The 20,088-nt window shown below is 39.0% G+C and carries 26 protein-coding genes; all 26 read right to left on the reverse strand.

The window, feature by feature from the left end; translation table 11 throughout:
- Nucleotides 1–56 precede the first annotated feature (56 nt).
- The 26 genes from HUV91_RS06350 to HUV91_RS06475 all read right to left on the reverse strand — a co-directional run bounded on the left by HUV91_RS06350 (nucleotide 57) and on the right by HUV91_RS06475 (nucleotide 20,086).
- A complete protein-coding gene (locus HUV91_RS06350; protein ID WP_174492889.1) occupies nucleotides 57–239 on the reverse strand; it encodes a hypothetical protein in 183 nt (60 codons plus the stop codon).
- Nucleotides 240–339: 100 nt separating this feature from the next.
- Nucleotides 340–1,020, reverse strand: coding sequence for an orotidine-5'-phosphate decarboxylase (gene pyrF / locus HUV91_RS06355; protein WP_174492890.1), 681 nt, complete (start codon nucleotides 1,018–1,020; stop codon nucleotides 340–342).
- A 160-nt stretch (nucleotides 1,021–1,180) separates the two neighbouring features.
- A complete protein-coding gene (locus tag HUV91_RS06360) occupies nucleotides 1,181–1,546 on the reverse strand; it encodes a lipopolysaccharide assembly protein LapA domain-containing protein (protein WP_130072561.1) in 366 nt (121 codons plus the stop codon).
- Between the two features lie 18 nt (nucleotides 1,547–1,564).
- Nucleotides 1,565–1,870: an integration host factor subunit beta gene (locus HUV91_RS06365; RefSeq protein WP_130072563.1), complete on the reverse strand. Its 306-nt coding sequence runs from the start codon at nucleotides 1,868–1,870 to the stop codon at nucleotides 1,565–1,567.
- 161 nt (nucleotides 1,871–2,031) lie between these two features.
- Nucleotides 2,032–3,708, reverse strand: coding sequence for a 30S ribosomal protein S1 (gene rpsA / locus HUV91_RS06370; RefSeq protein WP_065992959.1), 1,677 nt, complete (start codon nucleotides 3,706–3,708; stop codon nucleotides 2,032–2,034).
- A 104-nt stretch (nucleotides 3,709–3,812) separates the two neighbouring features.
- Nucleotides 3,813–4,505 carry a (d)CMP kinase gene (gene cmk / locus HUV91_RS06375; RefSeq protein WP_174492891.1) on the reverse strand — a complete coding sequence of 231 codons (693 nt, stop codon included), beginning with the start codon at nucleotides 4,503–4,505 and terminating at the stop codon, nucleotides 3,813–3,815.
- Nucleotides 4,506–4,518: 13 nt separating this feature from the next.
- Nucleotides 4,519–4,953: an SRPBCC family protein gene (locus HUV91_RS06380; protein WP_174492892.1), complete on the reverse strand. Its 435-nt coding sequence runs from the start codon at nucleotides 4,951–4,953 to the stop codon at nucleotides 4,519–4,521.
- A 56-nt stretch (nucleotides 4,954–5,009) separates the two neighbouring features.
- Nucleotides 5,010–5,531 (reverse strand): tRNA adenosine(34) deaminase TadA, encoded by a 522-nt coding sequence (gene tadA / locus HUV91_RS06385; protein ID WP_174492893.1) that lies wholly within the window; start codon nucleotides 5,529–5,531, stop codon nucleotides 5,010–5,012.
- 8 nt (nucleotides 5,532–5,539) lie between these two features.
- Nucleotides 5,540–6,664 (reverse strand): enoyl-CoA hydratase/isomerase family protein, encoded by a 1,125-nt coding sequence (locus HUV91_RS06390; RefSeq protein WP_174492894.1) that lies wholly within the window; start codon nucleotides 6,662–6,664, stop codon nucleotides 5,540–5,542.
- Nucleotides 6,661–7,374 carry a uracil-DNA glycosylase gene (gene ung, locus HUV91_RS06395; RefSeq protein WP_174492895.1) on the reverse strand — a complete coding sequence of 238 codons (714 nt, stop codon included), beginning with the start codon at nucleotides 7,372–7,374 and terminating at the stop codon, nucleotides 6,661–6,663. The genes HUV91_RS06390 and ung overlap by 4 nt, the downstream gene beginning before the upstream one ends.
- An 86-nt stretch (nucleotides 7,375–7,460) precedes the next feature.
- Nucleotides 7,461–8,057, reverse strand: a complete 597-nt coding sequence (locus HUV91_RS06400; protein ID WP_130072591.1) for a 6-pyruvoyl trahydropterin synthase family protein — start codon at nucleotides 8,055–8,057, stop codon at nucleotides 7,461–7,463.
- A gap of 194 nt (nucleotides 8,058–8,251) precedes the next feature.
- Nucleotides 8,252–9,211 (reverse strand): type II secretion system minor pseudopilin GspK, encoded by a 960-nt coding sequence (gene gspK, locus HUV91_RS06405; RefSeq protein ID WP_174492896.1) that lies wholly within the window; start codon nucleotides 9,209–9,211, stop codon nucleotides 8,252–8,254.
- A gap of 12 nt (nucleotides 9,212–9,223) precedes the next feature.
- Nucleotides 9,224–9,868 carry a type II secretion system minor pseudopilin GspJ gene (gene gspJ, locus HUV91_RS06410; RefSeq protein WP_174492897.1) on the reverse strand — a complete coding sequence of 215 codons (645 nt, stop codon included), beginning with the start codon at nucleotides 9,866–9,868 and terminating at the stop codon, nucleotides 9,224–9,226.
- 14 nt (nucleotides 9,869–9,882) lie between these two features.
- Nucleotides 9,883–10,272, reverse strand: coding sequence for a type II secretion system minor pseudopilin GspI (gene gspI / locus HUV91_RS06415; protein ID WP_130073030.1), 390 nt, complete (start codon nucleotides 10,270–10,272; stop codon nucleotides 9,883–9,885).
- A 109-nt stretch (nucleotides 10,273–10,381) separates the two neighbouring features.
- Nucleotides 10,382–10,948 (reverse strand): type II secretion system protein, encoded by a 567-nt coding sequence (locus HUV91_RS06420; protein ID WP_174492899.1) that lies wholly within the window; start codon nucleotides 10,946–10,948, stop codon nucleotides 10,382–10,384.
- Nucleotides 10,949–10,951: 3 nt separating this feature from the next.
- Entirely contained in the window at nucleotides 10,952–11,566 is a 615-nt protein-coding gene (locus HUV91_RS06425) for a TetR/AcrR family transcriptional regulator (RefSeq protein WP_130072600.1), read from the reverse strand.
- Nucleotides 11,567–11,614: 48 nt separating this feature from the next.
- Nucleotides 11,615–12,388 carry a TatD family hydrolase gene (locus tag HUV91_RS06430; protein WP_130072602.1) on the reverse strand — a complete coding sequence of 258 codons (774 nt, stop codon included), beginning with the start codon at nucleotides 12,386–12,388 and terminating at the stop codon, nucleotides 11,615–11,617.
- Between the two features lie 31 nt (nucleotides 12,389–12,419).
- The gene (locus HUV91_RS06435) at nucleotides 12,420–12,761 is read right to left on the reverse strand and encodes a PilZ domain-containing protein (RefSeq protein ID WP_130073031.1); all 342 of its coding nucleotides are present in this window, start codon (nucleotides 12,759–12,761) and stop codon (nucleotides 12,420–12,422) included.
- A 15-nt stretch (nucleotides 12,762–12,776) separates the two neighbouring features.
- A complete protein-coding gene (locus HUV91_RS06440) occupies nucleotides 12,777–13,757 on the reverse strand; it encodes a DNA polymerase III subunit delta' (RefSeq protein ID WP_174493599.1) in 981 nt (326 codons plus the stop codon).
- An 18-nt stretch (nucleotides 13,758–13,775) separates the two neighbouring features.
- The gene (gene kdsB, locus HUV91_RS06445) at nucleotides 13,776–14,537 is read right to left on the reverse strand and encodes a 3-deoxy-manno-octulosonate cytidylyltransferase (protein ID WP_174492900.1); all 762 of its coding nucleotides are present in this window, start codon (nucleotides 14,535–14,537) and stop codon (nucleotides 13,776–13,778) included.
- Nucleotide 14,538: 1 nt separating this feature from the next.
- The gene (lpxK, locus tag HUV91_RS06450; RefSeq protein ID WP_174492901.1) at nucleotides 14,539–15,558 is read right to left on the reverse strand and encodes a tetraacyldisaccharide 4'-kinase; all 1,020 of its coding nucleotides are present in this window, start codon (nucleotides 15,556–15,558) and stop codon (nucleotides 14,539–14,541) included.
- A 6-nt stretch (nucleotides 15,559–15,564) separates the two neighbouring features.
- On the reverse strand, nucleotides 15,565–17,289 hold the full coding sequence (gene msbA, locus HUV91_RS06455) for a lipid A export permease/ATP-binding protein MsbA (RefSeq protein ID WP_174492902.1): 1,725 nt from the start codon (nucleotides 17,287–17,289) through the stop codon (nucleotides 15,565–15,567).
- A 3-nt stretch (nucleotides 17,290–17,292) separates the two neighbouring features.
- Nucleotides 17,293–17,715 (reverse strand): ExbD/TolR family protein, encoded by a 423-nt coding sequence (locus HUV91_RS06460; protein WP_130072609.1) that lies wholly within the window; start codon nucleotides 17,713–17,715, stop codon nucleotides 17,293–17,295.
- Nucleotides 17,716–17,730: 15 nt separating this feature from the next.
- Complete coding sequence (locus HUV91_RS06465; protein WP_130072611.1) at nucleotides 17,731–18,375, reverse strand: MotA/TolQ/ExbB proton channel family protein; 645 nt, start codon at nucleotides 18,373–18,375, stop codon at nucleotides 17,731–17,733.
- Nucleotides 18,376–18,422: 47 nt separating this feature from the next.
- On the reverse strand, nucleotides 18,423–19,307 hold the full coding sequence (locus HUV91_RS06470; RefSeq protein ID WP_130072613.1) for a ParB/RepB/Spo0J family partition protein: 885 nt from the start codon (nucleotides 19,305–19,307) through the stop codon (nucleotides 18,423–18,425).
- Nucleotides 19,304–20,086: a ParA family protein gene (locus HUV91_RS06475; RefSeq protein WP_130072615.1), complete on the reverse strand. Its 783-nt coding sequence runs from the start codon at nucleotides 20,084–20,086 to the stop codon at nucleotides 19,304–19,306. Before HUV91_RS06475 ends, HUV91_RS06470 begins: the two co-directional genes overlap by 4 nt.
- Nucleotides 20,087–20,088 lie beyond the last annotated feature (2 nt).

Here is a 20,088-nt window from a genome sequence, read left to right on the forward strand (position 1 = left end):
ATATGCAACTTAAACTAGCACCAATAGAAACACACACTAAAGTAAATATCACCCACTCAAAAAATTTTTAATGCATTCAAAAACGCTCTAACCCACTCAACAGCGTCAATACCTGAACCCCATTCATTATTTCGATTTTGAGCATGTTCTTCCTCTTGTATAGCTTCTTCTGAAAGTTGTTGCAGATTGTCGATCACATATTGTGGTGTATCATTCATTGATAAATTTTGATCAGTCATTTTATTTGTCTCATAGATCAATTTACAACTTCATCATAAACAAGAAAGCCTTTCGATTGAAAGGCTTTCTGCAAAATAACTGTATACCAAATCAGAACGATTACAATGTCGCCAAAATATCTTTCAACGTTTGACTTGGATTCTCAGATTGAGTAATTGGACGACCAATCACCAAATGTGTAGAACCATCTAACATCGCTTGTTTTGGGGTCACAATACGCTTTTGATCATCCGCATTTGAACCTACTGGCCGAATACCTGGTGTAACCAAAGAAAAATCTTGACCTAATTCTTCACGCAACATTTTCGCTTCTTGTGCAGAACACACCACACCATCTAAACCACTGTCTTTGGTCAATTTTGCTAAACGTTTCACTTGCTCAAAAGGCTCAATATCCAAACCAATATCACGTAAATCTTCACGTCCCATTGAAGTTAATACTGTTACAGCAATCAATTGAGTTTTATAGTTCCCTGCTTGTAAACGCTCAACACAGGTTTCCATCATTTTACGACCACCTGACGCGTGTACATTCACCATCCAAACCCCCATGTCTCCCGCAGCACATACAGCTTGTGCTGTAGTATTTGGAATATCATGAAATTTTAAATCTAGAAATACTTCAAAGTTACGATCATGCAATGCTTTAACAATAGATGAACCTTCATGTGTAAAAAGTTCTTTACCCACTTTTAAACGACAAAGTGATGGATCTAGCTGATCAGCGATTGTTAATGCGTCATATTGGCTTTTGGCGTCTAAGGCAACAATAATACTCAAGAGATTCTTTCCATCACAATAAGGTGCCTTATTATAGAGATAATCCTGATGAGTACAAAGAATTAATACTTTACTTGGTGATTATTCGAATAATTATTAGAATGCAGAAATGATAAAACCCTCAATCTTTCATTATTATCATGATTGAGGGTTGATAAAATTATAATGGCTTAGAATTTTTATCTTCTGGATAAACATCCATCACTGTTTTTTCATGACGCACACTTGCTGCGGCTTCCGCTGCAGCCAATTGAGCGCTTTGGATTTGCTCCTTACGTAAATGATCAATATCTTTACGTAATCTGCGAATTTCCCAATTATTTTGAAATACTCGGAAAATCTGCACACCGATCAACAACCCCAATACAATACCAATGGCTAATGTTAACAATAACAATAGACCCAAACGCATTGCAGGCACTTGAGTAAACCATAAATCCACAGGTAACTCAGTTCCATTGATCAGTACCAGTGCTAGAGAATAAACAAACACTGCGACCAAAAGTAAACCTAAAATAAAGCGCATAAACACCCCATTCGAATTTTATTTATTTGCAGATTCGTTTACTGCGTCACGTAATGCTTTACCAGGTTTAAAATGTGGTACTGCTTTCGCTGCAACCTCAACTGATTTACCTGTTTTTGGGTTACGTCCCACACGTGGCTCACGATGATGTAAAGCAAAACTACCAAAACCACGAATTTCGATACGATCATCTCCTGATAGTGATGCAATCATTTGATCTATCATAATCTTCACTGCTTCTTCCACCAATGGCTCAGCCAAATGTGGATTTTTAAGTGCAATTCTTTCTATTAAGTCAGATTTGTTTAGAGCTTCAGTTGTCATCTACGACCTCAATTCATTTTAATGCTATTTAGCCTTGCTTCAAATAATATCCTTTTTAAATACAAAAAGGTAGCGCAGTGATCGTATACTACGCTACCTTTTACAGTATTTGTATAAAAAGTATTAATTAATTACATTTAATAATACTTTTTTACAGCAACTTAGTGATTCATTTGAGCTTTGATCAAGTCACCAATAGTTTTTGGACCATTGTCTTGAGCAGTTGTAGCTGTTTTCAAGTTCGCAACCGCTTCTTTCTCTTCAGCTTCGTCTTTCGCTTTGATCGACAAGTTGATAGAGCGAGATTTACGGTCAACGTTGATGATTTTCGCTTCAACTTCTTGACCAACTTCTAAGAATTTGGTTGCATCTTCAACGCGATCACGGTTGATTTCAGATGCTTTCAAAGAAGCTTCAACTTCGTCAGCTAACTTAACAGTTGCGCCTTTAGCATCAACTGCAGTTACTGTACCTTTAACCAACGCACCGCGTTCGTTAGCAGCTAAGAAGTCATTGAATGGATCGCTGTTCAATTGTTTAACGCCAAGGCTGATACGGTTACCTTCTGCATCTACAGACAAGATAACTGCTTCAACTGTGTCGCCTTTCTTGTAACGACGAATCGCTTCTTCGCCTTGTTCGTTCCAAGAAATATCAGACAAGTGAACTAAACCGTCGATACCACCGTTTAAGCCAATGAAGATACCAAAGTCAGTGATAGATTTGATCGTACCAGAAACTTTTTCACCTTTCTCATGAGCTTTAGCAAACTCTTCCCATGGGTTAGCACGAGTTTGTTTGATACCAAGAGAAATACGACGACGTTCTTCATCAACTTCAAGAACCATAACATCAACTTCATCACCAATCTGAACAACTTTAGATGGGTGGATGTTTTTGTTTGTGTGGTCCATTTCAGAAACGTGTACTAAACCTTCAACGCCTTCAGCGATTTCAGCGAAACAACCGTAGTCAGTTAAATTAGTTACACGTGCTTTAACGATAGAACCTTTAGGATAACGGTTCATGATCGCTAACCATGGATCTTCACCAAGTTGTTTAAGACCTAGAGAAACACGGTTACGTTCTTTGTCAAATTTAAGTACTTTAACAGTAACTTCTTGACCCACTTCAACAACTTCTGAAGGGTGCTTGATGCGTTTCCAAGCCATATCAGTGATGTGAAGAAGACCATCAATACCGCCAAGGTCAACGAAAGCACCGTAGTCAGTAAGATTTTTGATTGTACCAGTAACTGTTTGGCCTTCTTCCAATTGAGAAAGAAGCGCTTCACGGTCAGCTGAAGATTCAGCTTCCATAACAGCACGACGAGATACAACAACGTTGTTACGTTTAGCATCAAGTTTGATGACTTTGAATTCTAACTCTTTACCTTCAAGGTGAGTCGTGTCACGGATTGGACGAGTGTCTACCAAAGAACCTGGTAAGAACGCACGAACAGGACCGATGTCAACAGTGAAACCGCCTTTAACCTTACCAGAGATAACACCAGTAACGATTTCGCCGTCTTCAAAGATTTTTTCAAGTTTAGTCCAAGTTTCAGCACGTTTTGCTTTTTCACGTGATAAAACTGTTTGACCCATACCGTTGTCAAGCGCTTCAACAACAACATCTACTGTATCGCCAACTTGAACTTCAAGTTCACGTTGTTCGTTTAAAAATTCAGCACGAGATACAACGCCTTCAGATTTAAGGCCAGTATCAACAGTTACCCAGTCAGAATCGATACTAACAACGATACCTTGGATGACTGCACCCTTTTCAACGTTGAGGTTTAATTCGCTTTCTTCAAAGAGGGCTGCAAAAGATTCGGTCATGATATACCTAGAAAAGTCAGCGGTCTTGGATCAGACAAGGCCGGTTTAGTTAAGTCTCCACATAGTCCGTATAAACTGATCAAGCTATGCTTCCACTGAATTTGTTATTTCGCTAACTGTGCATCGATAAAATCAGTCATCAATTTGAATACTTCATCGATATTTAATGTAGAACTATCAATAATATATGCATCTTGTGCTGGCTTCAATGGAGCGACTGTACGCTCCATATCACGCTTATCACGTGCCTGTATGTTAGCTAAAATGTCGTTTATTTTAACATCCAAGCCCATCGCCTGCAACTGTTTTACACGGCGTGTCGCACGTGACTCTGCCGATGCAGTCAAGTAAATTTTTGCTTGTGCTTCTGGAAAAATTGAAGTCGCCATATCTCGACCATCTGCCACCAACCCCGGTGCTTGGGCAAATGCACGTTGACGGGCAAAAAGCGCTGTTCTAAGCACAGGAATTGCTGCGACTTTTGAAGCAAATTCACCAACACGTTCAGTACGAATAGTTTCAGTGACATTTTCGTCATCTAAAAACACTTGTGTCGCTGAGTTTTGTTCACTGACAAATTTGATGTCTAAATTTGTTGCAATTTTCTCGCATTGCGCTAACACATCTGCATCATTTAAAGCATCTAGCAGATTATTTTTATGTAATGACAATCCAAGTAAACGATAGATCGCCCCTGAATCTAACAAGTGAAACTGATAATGCGCTGCTAACTTTGCTGCGAGTGTACCTTTACCTGAACCACTCGGTCCATCAATCGTAATAATTTGAATTGTCATTGAAATTCCAGTTTTAAGCCATCGACTTTGCTAATTTCTTAAAGCCAAGTGTAATCGCTAGTTTGAGCTGTGCAAGTATTAATTTACTAACAAAGGGTGCACGTGCCTGTAATTCGATCGTATAGTCGACTTGTGTTTTATTTGCACCAAGCTCAGTAAATTCAATGATTCCAATATGATGTTTGATCAAAGGATTCTTGATTAATTTATATTCAATACGTTTATTTACATCCAACAAGGTAATTTGTTCTTGGATCGGTTTAATCGGACCAAGCCCCATACGACGTATAGACCCTAAGCCATCAGGACGTTCAGGATCAGCCGCATCTTTCACGCGTACCACTTGGATTGGAGCAAAAGCAACATTATAAGTCGCATGTTTTGATAACAAATCAAAGACTTGATCAATGGGTGCATTGAACTCTTGTTTTACTTGAATTGAATTCATTTTTATTTCCTTTATAAAGTGACAATACAGATTGTCAAATGTCTAATGATTTTAACTTACTTTATTTGATCTTTTAATGACTTTTCGTGTAAACGTTGCTGCTTTTTTTGCTCACGACGCATCTTAAAAAACTCAGACAATTGATTTGAACACTGTTCTTGCAAACATCCACCTTCGAATTGGAAAATATGATTGTAATAACCATTGTCCAAAAGTTGGCGACTGCTCACCAAAGACCCTGCTTTAGGCTCAGTTGCAGCAAATACCACACGTTTCACACGTGCGTGAATTAATGCCCCTACACACATGGTACAAGGCTCTAAGGTCACATATAAAGTCGCGTCATCAGGTAAGCGATAATTTTGAATACTGAAACAAGCATGGCGAATCGCTTGAATCTCAGCATGGGCGGTTGGATCATGAGCAGAAATAGGCATATTGTAGCCTTGCCCAATGATTTGATTTTGACTCACAAGCACTGCACCTACAGGGATTTCACCCTGAGTTGCAGCATATGCAGCCTGCTCGAAAGCCTGCTGCATCCAATATTCATCTTGTATTTTTTGTGTTTCGCTCATTTAAACAATCATGCAATAACATCATAATGACGAAGTAATGCATTCCAGCTTTCGATCGTTGTGATCGGTGGATGACTTGAAAGAATACCTTTGAGCGTCATTGATTCAACTTCTTGCCATTCAGGTGATAAATCTTTATCCACTAAACGTGCACGAACACCTTCCACAAAGTCAGGATGACGGATCTTCCAATCAGAAATTTGTGCTTCTAACTCAAACACTTCACTCCATGGATGAACTTGACGCCCCCATTGCCATAACAACCAAGTCAGTGCAGCAGTACTTGGTGACCCCTTTTGCAAGTTCTCGCTGGCTTGACGTAACCAATCACTACGCGCTTCACTCAAACCAATAATTGCATCATAATCTTGTTGGAAGTTCACACCACGACAAACACTATGAATCACATCCAACGAGTTTTGCAAAGGACCAGGCGATACTGGACGGTGTAAACTGTTTAAGGTGTCATCCAATGCGCGAAAATCACCCGCAGGATAATGATCCCAGTCAATATCAATAAGCTTTTGTAATACGACATCACGTTGTGCATCACAAATATGGGTCGCCCAACCAATCCCATAACCACCTGCCGCAGTCATGATCGATCCCGTTAAACCTGTAAACAAACCAACAGGCCCACGATCTGCAAGGAAGCGTGTCGCACCAACATCAGGATATAAACCAATATTGACTTCAGGCATCGCTAAACGTGAGTAAGGGGTAACTAAACGGAAAGGGGCAGCCATAAACAAGCCTAAACCACCGCCCATCACATAACCTTCCCCCCAAACCACGATGGGTTTAGCATAGTCATGTAAAAGTAAGTCAAGTGCATATTCTGTTTTAAAGAATTGATTGGCTACATCAACTTCATTATTAATCACAAGTTGGCGTAATTTTCGTACATCACCACCTGCACAAAATGCTTTAGGTGTAGTTGAATCTAACCAAATTGCTTTAACTTGATCATCTGTATGAAAATCTTCAAATAATTTTAATAAAGCTGCAACAATGGACTCATCCAAGGCATGCAACGATTTTGGACGATTTAATCGAATTACACGCCAACCATTGGCTGCTTCTTCAATAATTAAATCAGAATGATAGAGATTACTTTCGGGAGAATTTGTCATGCGTCCAGCTGCCAGTCTATTGGCTCAATGCCATTTTGTTTCAGATAATTATTTGTTTTGGAAAATACCTTACAACCAAAAAAACCACCACGATTTGCTGCCAAAGGTGAAGGGTGGGCGGCTTTTAATACGAGATGTTTTTCTTGGTCTATACGTTGTCCTTTACGTTGTGCATAAGCACCCCACAAGATAAACACGACATGGGTACACTGCTCATTAATCACATCGATCACAGTATCGGTGAATTCTTCCCAACCTTGTTTTTGGTGTGAAGTCGGTTGCCCTGCTTCGACGGTCAATACACTATTGAGTAAAAGTACACCTTGTTCTGCCCATCGAGTTAAATCGCCATGTTTTGACACCGCAATGCCGAGGTCATTATGCAATTCATGAAAGATATTACGCAAAGATGGAGGTAATGCAACCCCCTTTTGTACTGAAAAACTCAAACCATGCGCTTGATTTGGGCCGTGATAAGGATCTTGCCCCAAGATCACCACTTTAACTTTATGCAAAGGTGTTGTATCCAATGCATTAAAGATTAGGGAGTTTTCAGGATAAATTTGTTTATTTTCAGCAAATTGTGATTTTAAGAATGCACGTAAATGATCCATCTTTGGACCCACTAAAAACTCAGCCAAATCTGCTTTCCAACTTTCATCCAAGCGAACTTGATTTAATTTTGCTTGCTCTTGTTCAGTGAATTGCACTGTGTTCAATCCCTCATTTACTCTTAGCCCTGAAGCCAATCCATTTTCGATCTAAATTTTGATCTCATTTATAACGCTATAAAAAATTACAATTTAACTTGTAAATCTACCGTAGGATTTTGAAATTTCAAACCTTTTTTCAGGTTCTCATACATTTCAGGGTCATGCCATTCTGCTTGAACTTGTTCTGAAAAAACAATGTCCTCTAAACTTAAAATGCCCATTTGTTCATTTTCAATATCTTCAATAAAACTTTGTGCATAGCCTGTATCGGTTTCATGCACAATCACTGAATAGACTTCAACATCGCCTTCGCCATTTTGAGTAATGGTCGATTGAAGAACCTGCTGTGCCAAAAAGAAAAAAATACGGGAAAATTGCTCTGCTGAAGGAGATACAGGTAAAGCCACCCAACGCGCACTAAAAGTTTTGCAAGCTTGAATGTACTCAGCACTATCATCTTGCCAAAAACAAATTGCGTGATCAAAACTATCAAAAATGTCTTTAATCACACCCTTGAGCAACCCAAAGTCATAGACCATTTGACCATGATCAAGCTTCGAAGCTTTAAGCAACAATTCTACTTTATAACTGTGGCCATGAATCGAACGTTTACAACGATCCGAGGTACAGTTACGCACAATATGTGCATTTTCAAATTTAAATAACTTACGAATTAACATGTGTCAAATTTTACAAAAAGAATAGTGAAGAAATTTGATTATAAAGCAAAACACTGACGCTGAGGATTAATTTTAACGTTCATTGCAATAGGCAAAAGGTATAAACAAAAAATCATCAGATTCATCCCCTGCTCTTCGTGATTTTATCAGCATATTTTATTTTACAATCGCATGTGGTGATATTGTCCAACAATTTAGTATTGAATATAAAATGGTGCCAAACTACGAGCATACACGACCACTGTATTGTTTTTACGCATCAAATAACTACTCATTTGACGATTTCGATTGTTTAATGCCACTTCGATTTCTGCTTTAAAATAACCACTTTTTACATCAAAAACTTTTTCTGCCATGGCTTTGTTTGCAGGGTCTATACTTTTAAATGCATCAACACCCAATAGATCTTGCACACTATTAAAGTTTTCCATTTTTTCGAGCTTTTGTTTTTGTAAGCTTGCGACACTTGCAACATCGAGTTTGGGGTCTAATGCAGCCAAAACTAAGGCAGGTGCAGTATTGATGTTGATTTTACTCGTCACATCAGGTAATGCAGACACATATTGTTGGATTAAGTCGTATTTCGTGCCTTCAAAGCCTCGTACAAGTTTCAATTCTTCCACACTAAAAAATGGACGATTTGCCGCAGAATATGAGGGTTGTAAGCCGTTGTAATAATTACTTTCTGCACCCATCGCCCCCATAGGAAGGTCGTCTTGATCTTGCCAATCGATCACCGCTTGGCTAATTTCCGCAGCTAAGCCTACACGGACTAAAATACGCTCAAAATAGACTTTATTTTCCTCATTCACTTTTCCATCTGTTGTAAATAAGCTATTTAAATTAAATTTTCCAGACTCATCTTTGAGTGTGCCTGTGATAAAACCACCTTCAATAGGAAAGGCAGGCATTGGCTTTGCCCAATTTTCTTGTAAATTGTCCGTATTTGGACTGTTTTGTGCATCTTGAATCAATAATTCGGAAAAAAAATCTTCAGCACTTTTGGCATAATTCAATGCTTGATTTTGACGCATCAATACTGCGGTATTTTCATTAGCAGCATATTGGCGTTTAGCAATACTTGCAGCAAGAATAGTTGCTAAAGCCACCATGACCAAAATGGTAATTAATGCGATTCCTTTTTGCTGCTTCATATTTTTCTCAAATCATGATCCATTATTGACAGGTGTACTCGCACTCGTTTGCTCACGCAAAAACTCAGTATCTAATAAACTAAAAATCCACTCATATTCAACATCACGGATCATCACTTTAATTTTAATGCCTCGTGGTAATTGACGCTCATTAAAGGCATTTTCATCAGGCCACCGCTCACCTTCGTTCGGGTTTAGCGTACTGACCTGATATTGATCGACATCGTTGAGCAGTACACTCGATAAAGGCTGTGCAGCAGCAGATAAATTCAAATTGCCATATTTCAAACGATATAATTTTTTATCTTGTGCGCTATAAACATATTCAACGCGCTCAAAACTGGCAAGTCCCTGCTTCAAAGGATCAGTCATCCCTGTTTTACTAAAACTCAATTTCTGCTGATCGAGTTGCAATGCAGGCAATATTTGTTGTCCCATACTCGCTGTTACAGGAATAATTTGCAAGGTATCGCGTTGCATTTGCTGATATGCTTCTTGTAGTTGTCCCAAATTTTGCTCATGCATCGCATTTCGTTCTTTGACTTTATTTAGATAATCAAAAATTTTCCAACCCAACGCCGCCAAAACAGCAAAGATTGCAATGGCAACCATCAGTTCAATCAATGTAAATCCTTGTGTTTTTGTTTGATTAGACATGAAATACACTCAAACTAGGATTGAACATTTTTTTGTGGATTGTTAAAAAACACAGCATTGGTAATACCTGCTTCCACTTTATGAGTTTCAGGATTATATAAACTAATTTGGATCTCTATTTTTTGAATGTTTGGACTGATCGTGCTTTCAGCTTTTTTATCGACTTGCCAGGTTTCACCTTGCGACGTAATTTGTTCAGACTGGGTTCCTGTCAATTTCGCTTGATTAATTTCCATCAACGCGACTTGATTTTGTGCCACAAATTGCGCTTTTGTTCTTAAAATCGCGTTTGCTGTAGACTGAGTATATTGCATCGCAACTTTGGTGAGTGCCATGGCAGCCACCGCAAAAATTGCCAATGCCACCACAACCTCAATGAGGGTAAACCCTAAAATACGATTCAAGTGCACACGGCTTGATGGTGTCGGACGTCCAAAAATAATATTAAATGAAAAAGCATCAGTAAAACCATATTGTGCCTGAGTACGAGATAAGGAATCACACTTCATTTTTTTATTCTTCATCTGTGACTTTTCCCAAATAATCCAAATCAATCAAAGCACCAATTGGCTTTTGATCATAATACATTTGAATTTTGACAGGTTTCGCCTCACCATTACCAAACCAAATGACTTTAGGGGCATTATTTCCCAACAAATCAGCATTATTGGCATTTACAAAACGATGTTCTTGGCTTTGTACAACAAATGACACGCGTTCAGGCAAGCTACGCAAATCAAAATTTTGTACATCTTTCCATGGTTTTTCTTCGATCACTCTTAAACTTTTATCAGCACTTTCAGTAAAAGGCTGATATTGCACAAGCTTATAGCGAAATGGTGCGACATCCGTAGCAGGCAAAATATCAAGCGCATAAATCTGTGCTTGATCATTGGCATCACGGTTTATTTTCTTTAAATCCAGCAATAAAAATTCACGTGCTTGCAAGGCTTTACGATGATCCACACCATCAATATTGAGCGAGATCAAAGATGCCATAATGCTTACAATCACAATGACCACCATCAACTCAATCAAGGTAAACCCTTTTTGTAGAATAAATGATGATGGCTTATTCATGACTTAGCCAAACTCGCCAACAGATTGGGCATGTTTTGGCATCAATAAAGCTTGATCAATCAACGCCACACGCAAAGTGTCTCTTGAACCCAAATAACGTTGGTAAAAACTCGAGTTAAGAATTGCAGCACCACCATGGGTGATTGACCAAATTGAAGCCAAATAATCACGCCCTGACATTTGACTGTCAATGTCTGCCAAATATTGATCAGTCATACGAATGATAATGCGTAACCGTTGTTTACGTACTTGATAAAGTTCATGAAATAAATCATGAATCCCTTGTCCTGTCGTCGATAAACGTTCTTCAATTTGATGAAATAACACAGTACGTTCAGGATGATGCAAATGATGCAACATAAAAAAAGCCAAATGCTCAGGAAATTCCTTTTCTGTATCTTTGACCATCTCCAACAACATGCGCTCATTACGAATAATCAGCAGCATGTACAATTCATCTTTACTCTGAAAATGTTTATAGAGCGTCCCTTTTGCGAGATCTAGTTCGGCTGCCAAAGCATCAAGCGTCATGCCTGATTCACCATTTTCTAGCAATAACTGTTCAGCCACCTGAAAAATTAATGCTTCTCTTGCTCTAAACTGAGCCTGACGATCCATCTTCACTCGATAAACTCTCTTCTTAATCTTATATCTATGGCATTAAATTTAATTTTGTCTGAGTAAATTTTCAAAATTTTGTGATGTGATTAATCCAATTTCCTCAAGTGTTTTATCATATACATCACTTAAGGCTTTGGCTACATAGGGAACGTATTTTGGCTCATTGCTTTTACCCCGATATGGCATCGGCGCAAGATATGGACTGTCCGTTTCAATTAAAACTCGATCGAGTGGCACCTGCTTCGCAACATCGCGGAGGTCTTGTGCATTTTTAAATGACACAATGCCAGAAAATGAAATGTAATAACCACAATCCAAAACAGCTTTGGCAGTTTCCCAATCTTCAGTAAAACAATGCAAAATACCATGTGTAGATTTTTCAGCACGAATAATATCTACAGTGTCATGTTTTGCAGAACGGGTATGTACCACCACGGGTTTTTTGATCAGATGTGAAGCATGAATATGGCGGGCAAAACATTCTTTTTGTTCTGCAATAAACGCTGTACTATGAAAATAATCTAAACCAGTTTCACCCAATGCCCAAACATTGTCAGGCTGTGCCAACTCAACTAACTTTTCAACAGTTGCACGTTGCATTGTGGCAATATCTTCACATGGGTGAACACCCACACTATATCCCACATCAGCATGACGTGCAGCAATGGCAGATAGCGCAATATGATCATCCAAATCTACAGAGATTGCCATAAATTTGGACACACCACCATCACGTGCTTGTTGTAATGCTGCATCCAAATCTCCCGCATAAGGCGCAAGATCTAATAAAGTTAAATGGCAATGGGTATCAACAAACACGATTTTTTCCTAAATTTCTAACGATGGCGACTTACATGGTAAAGCTATTACGTTCAGAGGCTTTTACCCCCGCCAATAATTTTTCAGCTTCATTTTTGTAATATACGCCTTTTTCACCACTGAGTTGGATCGCAAAACCTTGTGGCTTTTTGCCAGATTGTTTTTGCGAAATCCAAATGACTTTTCCTGTTAATGGAATCTTTTGTGATTGTTCAGGTAAAGTCGCCAACAAGAAAACTTCTTCACCCATTTTCACGGCTTGATTAGAAGGCACAAATAAACCACCGCCTTGCACAAAAGACATATAACTTGCTTGTAAAGTTGCACGATCTGCAATAACAACTTGTAATAAACCGCCCATACGTGGTTGCATCATTATTTCCCCAAATTATGAAACATTCATTAATTGTATAGAAAGTTGATCAATAATTAGATTGGTTTGCACATTTTGATCAACTTTTCTTTTTGATTGCTGCAAACCTTCATAGATTGAAAATAATACCTCTAAAACATACTGCTCTGCGAGTGTATTTAAAGTCAAATCGGTGTTTTTTATCTGTTGTTGTAATTTTACCGCGATCATATCCGCCAATAAATACTCAAACATTTCAATAAAATCTTGAAAATTGAGTTCTTTATTCCATTTGGTCGCAAATTGCATAGGCATACTTTTTTGCGTGACTAATTTTTGCCAATCTTGCACAAATTCAGCACGACGATTTAACCATTCTTTTTGGGCTAACTGCATGGCTTGTAATGGCATTTGATTCGACAAATTCATTAACAATTGAATTTGTTGTGTAGATGCCGTCGTTAAATGTTGTTGTAAATAATGCTGTGCTTGCTCAGGTGCGATACGATCTAAAGCAAAATGCTGTAAACGACTGCGAATGGTCGCAGGTAATTTTAGATAATGCGCTGCCAATAAAATAATCAGCACCTTTTCGCCCGGTTCTTCTAAGGTTTTTAGCAATGCATTACTTGATGCGATATTCAATGCTTCCGCAGGCTCAATCACGATTACCCGCCAACCATCTACCGTTTGCTGCACAAAAGGCAAAAGCTCACGAATTTTTTCGATTTTAATTTTGGCATTTTGCTTTTTATTGTCTTCATCCGTACTGATATGCACATAATTCGGATGTGTATCTGACTTGAGCCACAAACAACTACTACATTCACCACATGCTGCATCAGGTTGTTTATTTAAACATAACACCCAAGACAAAAAATGCTGCGCAAATGCATATTTGCCACAGCCTTTTTTACCGTAAAACAATAAACCATGTCCAAGTCGTGGAAAACGTCCAGTTAACGTTTTCCATACCTGTTCTTGCCAAGGATAAACTTGATCATTGGAAGGATTCATACTCATTTTTGCAGCCAATTATTCAAAATTTGACACATCCATGGCATTTAAACGATCCAAATCTGCTTGTGTATCCACACCCGGTGGTAAATTCACTTGCGCAACATCGATGGCAATGCGATGACCATTTTCCAAAATACGCAACTGTTCTAGGCTTTCAAGCTGTTCTAATGTACCTATATTCCAAGTCACATAATCTTGTAATAAACGCACACGATAAGCGTATAACCCTAAGTGACGATAAGCATGACGATGCAAATTTTTCACCTCTTGCTTTGCACCTTCACGGTCATAAGGAATCGGTGAACGACTAAAATATAAAGCTTCATTCAATTGACTCATCACCACTTTGACAATACTGTCACGCTCGAATTCTTCAAGTTGATGAATCGGTTCACACAACGTTGACATTGAACAATCTGGTTTTGCCACCAATAAATCAGCAACTTGATGTACCAATGCCGCAGGTAATAAAGGTTCATCACCTTGCACATTCACAATAATATCATCCGCTGCCCAACCTTTTAGGCGAGCAACTTCACTGAGACGGTCTGTACCTGACGGATGATTTGGATTAGTCATCACCACATCCACACCTTCCGCACGACATACCTCAGCAATACGTTCATCATCCGTTGCTACACATAAGTCATCAAAATCCAAAACTTTTTTTGCTTGATCTACCACACGTAAAATCATTGGGCGACCATGAATCAACAGCAATGGTTTAGCCGGTAGTCGAGAGCTCGAATAACGTGCAGGAATAACGATATGTTTCATTTTATTCACCTTGTGAAAGTGCAATACCTAGTTCAGCCAGTTGCTGATTTAAGACGTGATAACATTCATCTGAAAGCACAGCTTCCACAGGAATCACCCAAATTTCACGCTGAAAATGCGGGTGTTGTTTTAACAGCGGCAATAATTTTACGGCATCTTTTTCAGTCGTAATAATCGGGTTGCTATCTTCAAACTGTAAGTCTTGAATTTCATAATCATAATGGTCTGGAAATTCATGACATTGAAAATGCTGCACCCCCATACTTTCCAAGGTGTGATAGAAGCGCTGTGGAAAACCAATTCCAACCACAGCATAATAATCCAAACTGGAATCAAAAATCTCAGCTTGGTCATAGCTTGGATTGAGTAAATAGGGTGCCGCAACTTCTAAATGCATATTTAATGCAGACTGCGGTTGATGTGCATGTTCAATCACCGTACTCTGCCGTAAACGAGATACTGGCTCTCGCAAATAACCTTCAGGTAAGAGTTTTTCATTCCCTAACCCACGATTATTATCCAAAACAATCCACTCAATTTGACGTTCTAATGCCCAATGTTGTAAACCATCATCACTAATGATCAGATCAAGTTCATGCTGTTTTAATAACAATTCAATACTGGCTTTGCGATTTGAACCCACCACCATCGGCACATCAGTGGATTGCACAATCAAACATGGCTCATCCCCCACTGTTTCAGGCACAGAATCCAAAGTCACTTGCGCAGGAAAAGGACCATTCCCACCATAGCCACGGCTAATCACACCAACACGCACACCACTTTCTTGCAAATATTTAACCAAATGAATAAGCAATGGTGTTTTACCACTCCCGCCCACAGTAATATTTCCAATAATCATCACAGGCACAGGCGCACGATAACGCTGTTTAATACCAGATAGATAAAGCTGACGGTTGACCACAAAACCCAAACGATAGAGCCATGACAATGGGCGCAAAACAATCAACCATTTTGCTTGTCGGTTCCAAGCATTTTGAATGATTTGCGCTATAGACATAAGGGGTTATTCCTCAAAGCTACGTTCATGTAATTGATGATATGCACCATGTTGCGCCAAGAGTGCTGCATGTGTACCCTGTTCAATGATACGCCCTTTATCCATAACCACAATCACATCTGCATTCTCAATCGTCGAAAGTCGATGTGCAATCACAATCGTAGTCCGATGTTCCATCTGCTCATCAAATGCTTTTTGAATAAAATGCTCTGATTCATTATCCAAAGCACTGGTCGCTTCATCCAAAATCAGAATTGGCGCATTTTTCAAAATCGCACGAGCAATTGCAATACGCTGACGCTGACCACCCGACAGAGTTAACCCCTGTGCACCTACCTCAGTATCATAACCATGGGGTAATGCCATAATAAAATCATGCGCATATGCCGCTTTTGCTGCAGCAATCACTTGCTCATCGGTCGCACCTTCAAGCTGACCATAAGCAATATTCTCACGAATACTACGGTTAAATAATACAACTTGTTGATTCACGATTGCGATTTGAGTTCTCAAACAAGTGATTTCGATGTCTTGAATTTGATAACCATCTAGTTCGATTTGCCCTGAGCTAATCTCATTATAACGCATGAGTAAATTCACCAAAGATGATTTACCTGCACCTGAGCGCCCAACGATTGCAACCGTCTGACCTTTCTCAATGGTCAAAGTAAAATCTGAAATGGCTTGATAACCATCAGGATAAGTCATATTGACATGCTTAAATTCAACACGACCTTGCAACTGCGGTGTCAATGTCCCGGTATTCTTTTCTTCAGGTAAATCAAGCAATTCAAATACAGAATGTGCTGCAGCCATACCACGTTGCAATTTTTCATTTACATCCGTCAAAGTCTTAATCGGCTTACTTAACATACCTGCCGCAGTGATATAAGAGACAAACTCACCCGCCGAAATATCCCCAATAATTTCGGGACGTAGTGCAATCCACATGATAATACTGAGTGCAATCGACATGATCAATTGAACGATTGGACTATTGAGCTGTTGCACCACCACCATTTTCAAACCACGCTTTAAGTTTTCTAAAGAGTGATCCTTAAAACGTGTTTGCTCAGCTGTTTGTCCACCAAAACCTTTCACCACCAACTGACCATTCACCGACTCTTGTACCACATGGTTCACATCCCCCATGGTATTTTGCACTTGGGTCGATAATTTACGCATTCGTTTAGAGGCTTTACGAATAATCACCCCAATTAATGGTCCAAAAATCAAAATACAACAGGTTAATTTCCAATTGATATACAACAAATAGCCCAATAGAGAGATAGTGATCAAGCCTTGTTGTACGATAGTTTTAAGTGATTCTGTAGATGCAGCTGTCAACTGCTCGACGTTATACATAATTTTAGCTGTGATATGACCACTGCTATTGTCCAAATAATACTGCGCAGGCAGTCTTAACAATTTAGCAAAGACTTCCTGACGAATATTAAAGATTAAATTTCGTGAAATCACCGCAGTGAAATAACCACCCATAAATAAACCCACGCCACGAAAGAACATGAGCAATACCACTAAAGCAGGAAATAGCGTCGTAAAACTACGGTCTTTTTCTTGAATGGCTGTGATGATTTTTTCAAGTAGTTTTGCAACAGAAACTTCTGTTGCCGCGTTTATTGCAAAACCTAAAACGACTAAAATCGCTATGCCCCAAAATGGCTTTAAATAACTTAATAGTCGTAAATAGACTTTGAAATCTTGTTTCACTAATTAATAACCTCGGGATGGAACTTTGGTGCTGATGTTGATATTAACAAAACCGAGTTGACCTGCAACATCCATCACGCGAATGACATCTTGATGGGTTGCTTTTGCATCAGCAGCAATCACAAACATCAGATCACGCCGATCTTGGGATGTTTGTTTAATTGCGGTACTCAAATCTGCTGTTTCTTTAGATGAAAGGGCTTGACCATTCACAGCATAATGTCCACTTGAGTCTACCACGACTTCAATTTTATGTTGGTAGTCTTTCGGTGGCACACCTTGCGCGTCTGGCAGAGATAAATTGATACGGCTCTGCTGTGTAAATGTCGTAGTTAACAACAAAAACACCAAAATAAATAGCAAGCAGTCAATCATTGGCGTTAAATTAATGTGCAGATCTTCAACACTTTTTCTTTTAAATTTCATTGAAGTTGCCTATTTCTAACCTGCAATTTTTAAATCTTTATCAGTTTGTATTGTATCATTTTGTTGATAAAACAAAGCTGCGTGAAATAAAGTTGCTTGCTGCTCAAGCTCTGCTACATATTCTTGCACTAAACGTTGAAAATAACGATATGCAAACAATGCAGGAATTGCAATTAGCATCCCTGCCGCCGTGGTAATCAGCGCTTTTGAGATTCCAGGAATCATCATGGTTGGATTGGAACTTGATCCTAAATCAATCACCAAAAAGGATTCAATAATTCCTACAACCGTTCCCAACAACCCTAATAATGGCGCAGCAGCACTCAAGGTGCCTAAAAAATTAATATTTTTCTCTAAATATGAAATTTCACGAGATGCCGTAGCTTCCATTTGTGCGCGTGCAAATTGCTCACCCTTACTCGCTGCATCCAAACCTTCATGAAAAATAAATCCCAATGAACTTTGGCTCGCATTTTGGTCTGCTTTTAAGTTGTCAATCACCACAGACACTGGCTGATTTTTTTGAATCAGCAATTTTTTTGGCAAGACAACTACACGTCGCAAACGAATGAAACGTTCAATTGAAATAGCAACGGTAAAGATTGAGCACAATACAAGCGGCAGCATCAGCCAACCGCCCGCTTTGACGAGTTCCCACATGTTTATTTCCCCAAATTTAATTTTTAAAACATGATCTATAAATTTTATTATTCAGCTAAACAAATATTTAAAATGCCATCTAACTCATCCAGTGAGTTATAACTGATTACAAGTTTACCTTTTCCTTGCTTATTGTAATCAAGTTTGACATTTGCACTAAAACGCTCAGCAAGTTTTTGTGTTAACTGCTCAACGTCAGGTGCGATCTGTTTAACTTTATCTTGCTTCGGCGTATTCCAATCACGCACCAATTGCTCAGTTTGACGTACAGATAAACTTTTTTCGATGACTATTTTAGCAATCTGCAATTGATCTTTGGCTTTGAGGGTTAAAATAGCACGTGCATGCCCCATATCCAAAGCACCTTGCTGCATCAAATCTTTAATTTCATCCGCTAAACTTAAGAGACGCAATAAATTACTGACTGTAGTACGCGCTTTACCCACCGTCTCTGCAATTTCTTGATGGCTTAAACCAAACTCTTCATGAAAACGCTGCAATGCCAATGCTTGGTCTATTGGATTCAGATCTTGGCGCTGAATATTTTCAATCAATGCCAAAGCAATGGCAACTTGATCGGTCAAATCACGTACAATCGCAGGTATCTCAGTTAATCCCGCAATTTGCGCTGCACGCCAGCGACGTTCACCCGCAATAATTTCATAGGGTATAGCAGAATCATCAACAGGACGAATCACAATCGGCTGCATTACACCATGCTTTTGAATCGACGCTGCCAGCTCTTGTAAATCTTGTTCATGAATAAAACGGCGAGGTTGATACTCCCCGCGTTTTAACTGACTGACATCAATTTGTTTCAACTGACCATGATCTAAGGCTTGTGCTTCAAGTTGTAATTTTTCTTTTTGAATTGAGCCCAATAATGCATCTAAACCACGACCTTTTGCCAAGCCTCGTTTTTTAATGGTCATGCTTTGCTTCCTTTTTTCACTTTACTTTTTTTCAACATTTCTGCGGCTAAGTTAAGATAAGCAACCGCACCCTTAGAGCTTTTTTCAAAATAAATAATCGGTAAACCATGTGCAGGGGCTTCAGCCAAGCGTACATTACGCGGAATGACCGTTTCGTAAAGTTTTTTACCAAAATATTGTTCAAGCTCTGCCGATACATCACGGGTTAAGGCATTACGTGCATCATACATGGTACGTAACACACCAATAATCTCTAACTCAGGATTTAAAGCTTGTTGAATTTTATCAATTGTTTGTGTGAGATCTGCTAAACCTTCTAAGGCATAATATTCACATTGCATTGGAATCAATACACCATGTACTGCCGCCAAAGCATTCACAGTAATCAAACTTAAACTTGGTGCACAATCGACAATAATATAATCAAACTGATGCTCTATCTCTTTTAACGCTTCACGCAGAATAAACTCACGCCCATCCTGATCTGCGATCGCTAACTCGACACCCGCCAAATCACGATTTGAGCCCAAAACTTTATAACCCACTTCTGCTTTGCTAATCGCTGTTTCAATAGGCACTTCACCTAACAAAACATCCGTAACAGAATACAATAGGTCATTTTTTTGAATGCCTGAACCCATCGTTGCATTGCCCTGTGAGTCCATATCCACCAATAAAACACGCTTCTTTAAAACTGCCAAAGAAGCAGCCAAGTTCACTGCTGTTGTGGTTTTACCTACGCCACCTTTTTGGTTTGCGATTGCTAAAATTTGAGCCATGG

This window comes from Acinetobacter sp. Marseille-Q1623 (genome assembly GCF_902809895.1).
Classification (GTDB): domain Bacteria; phylum Pseudomonadota; class Gammaproteobacteria; order Pseudomonadales; family Moraxellaceae; genus Acinetobacter; species Acinetobacter piscicola_A.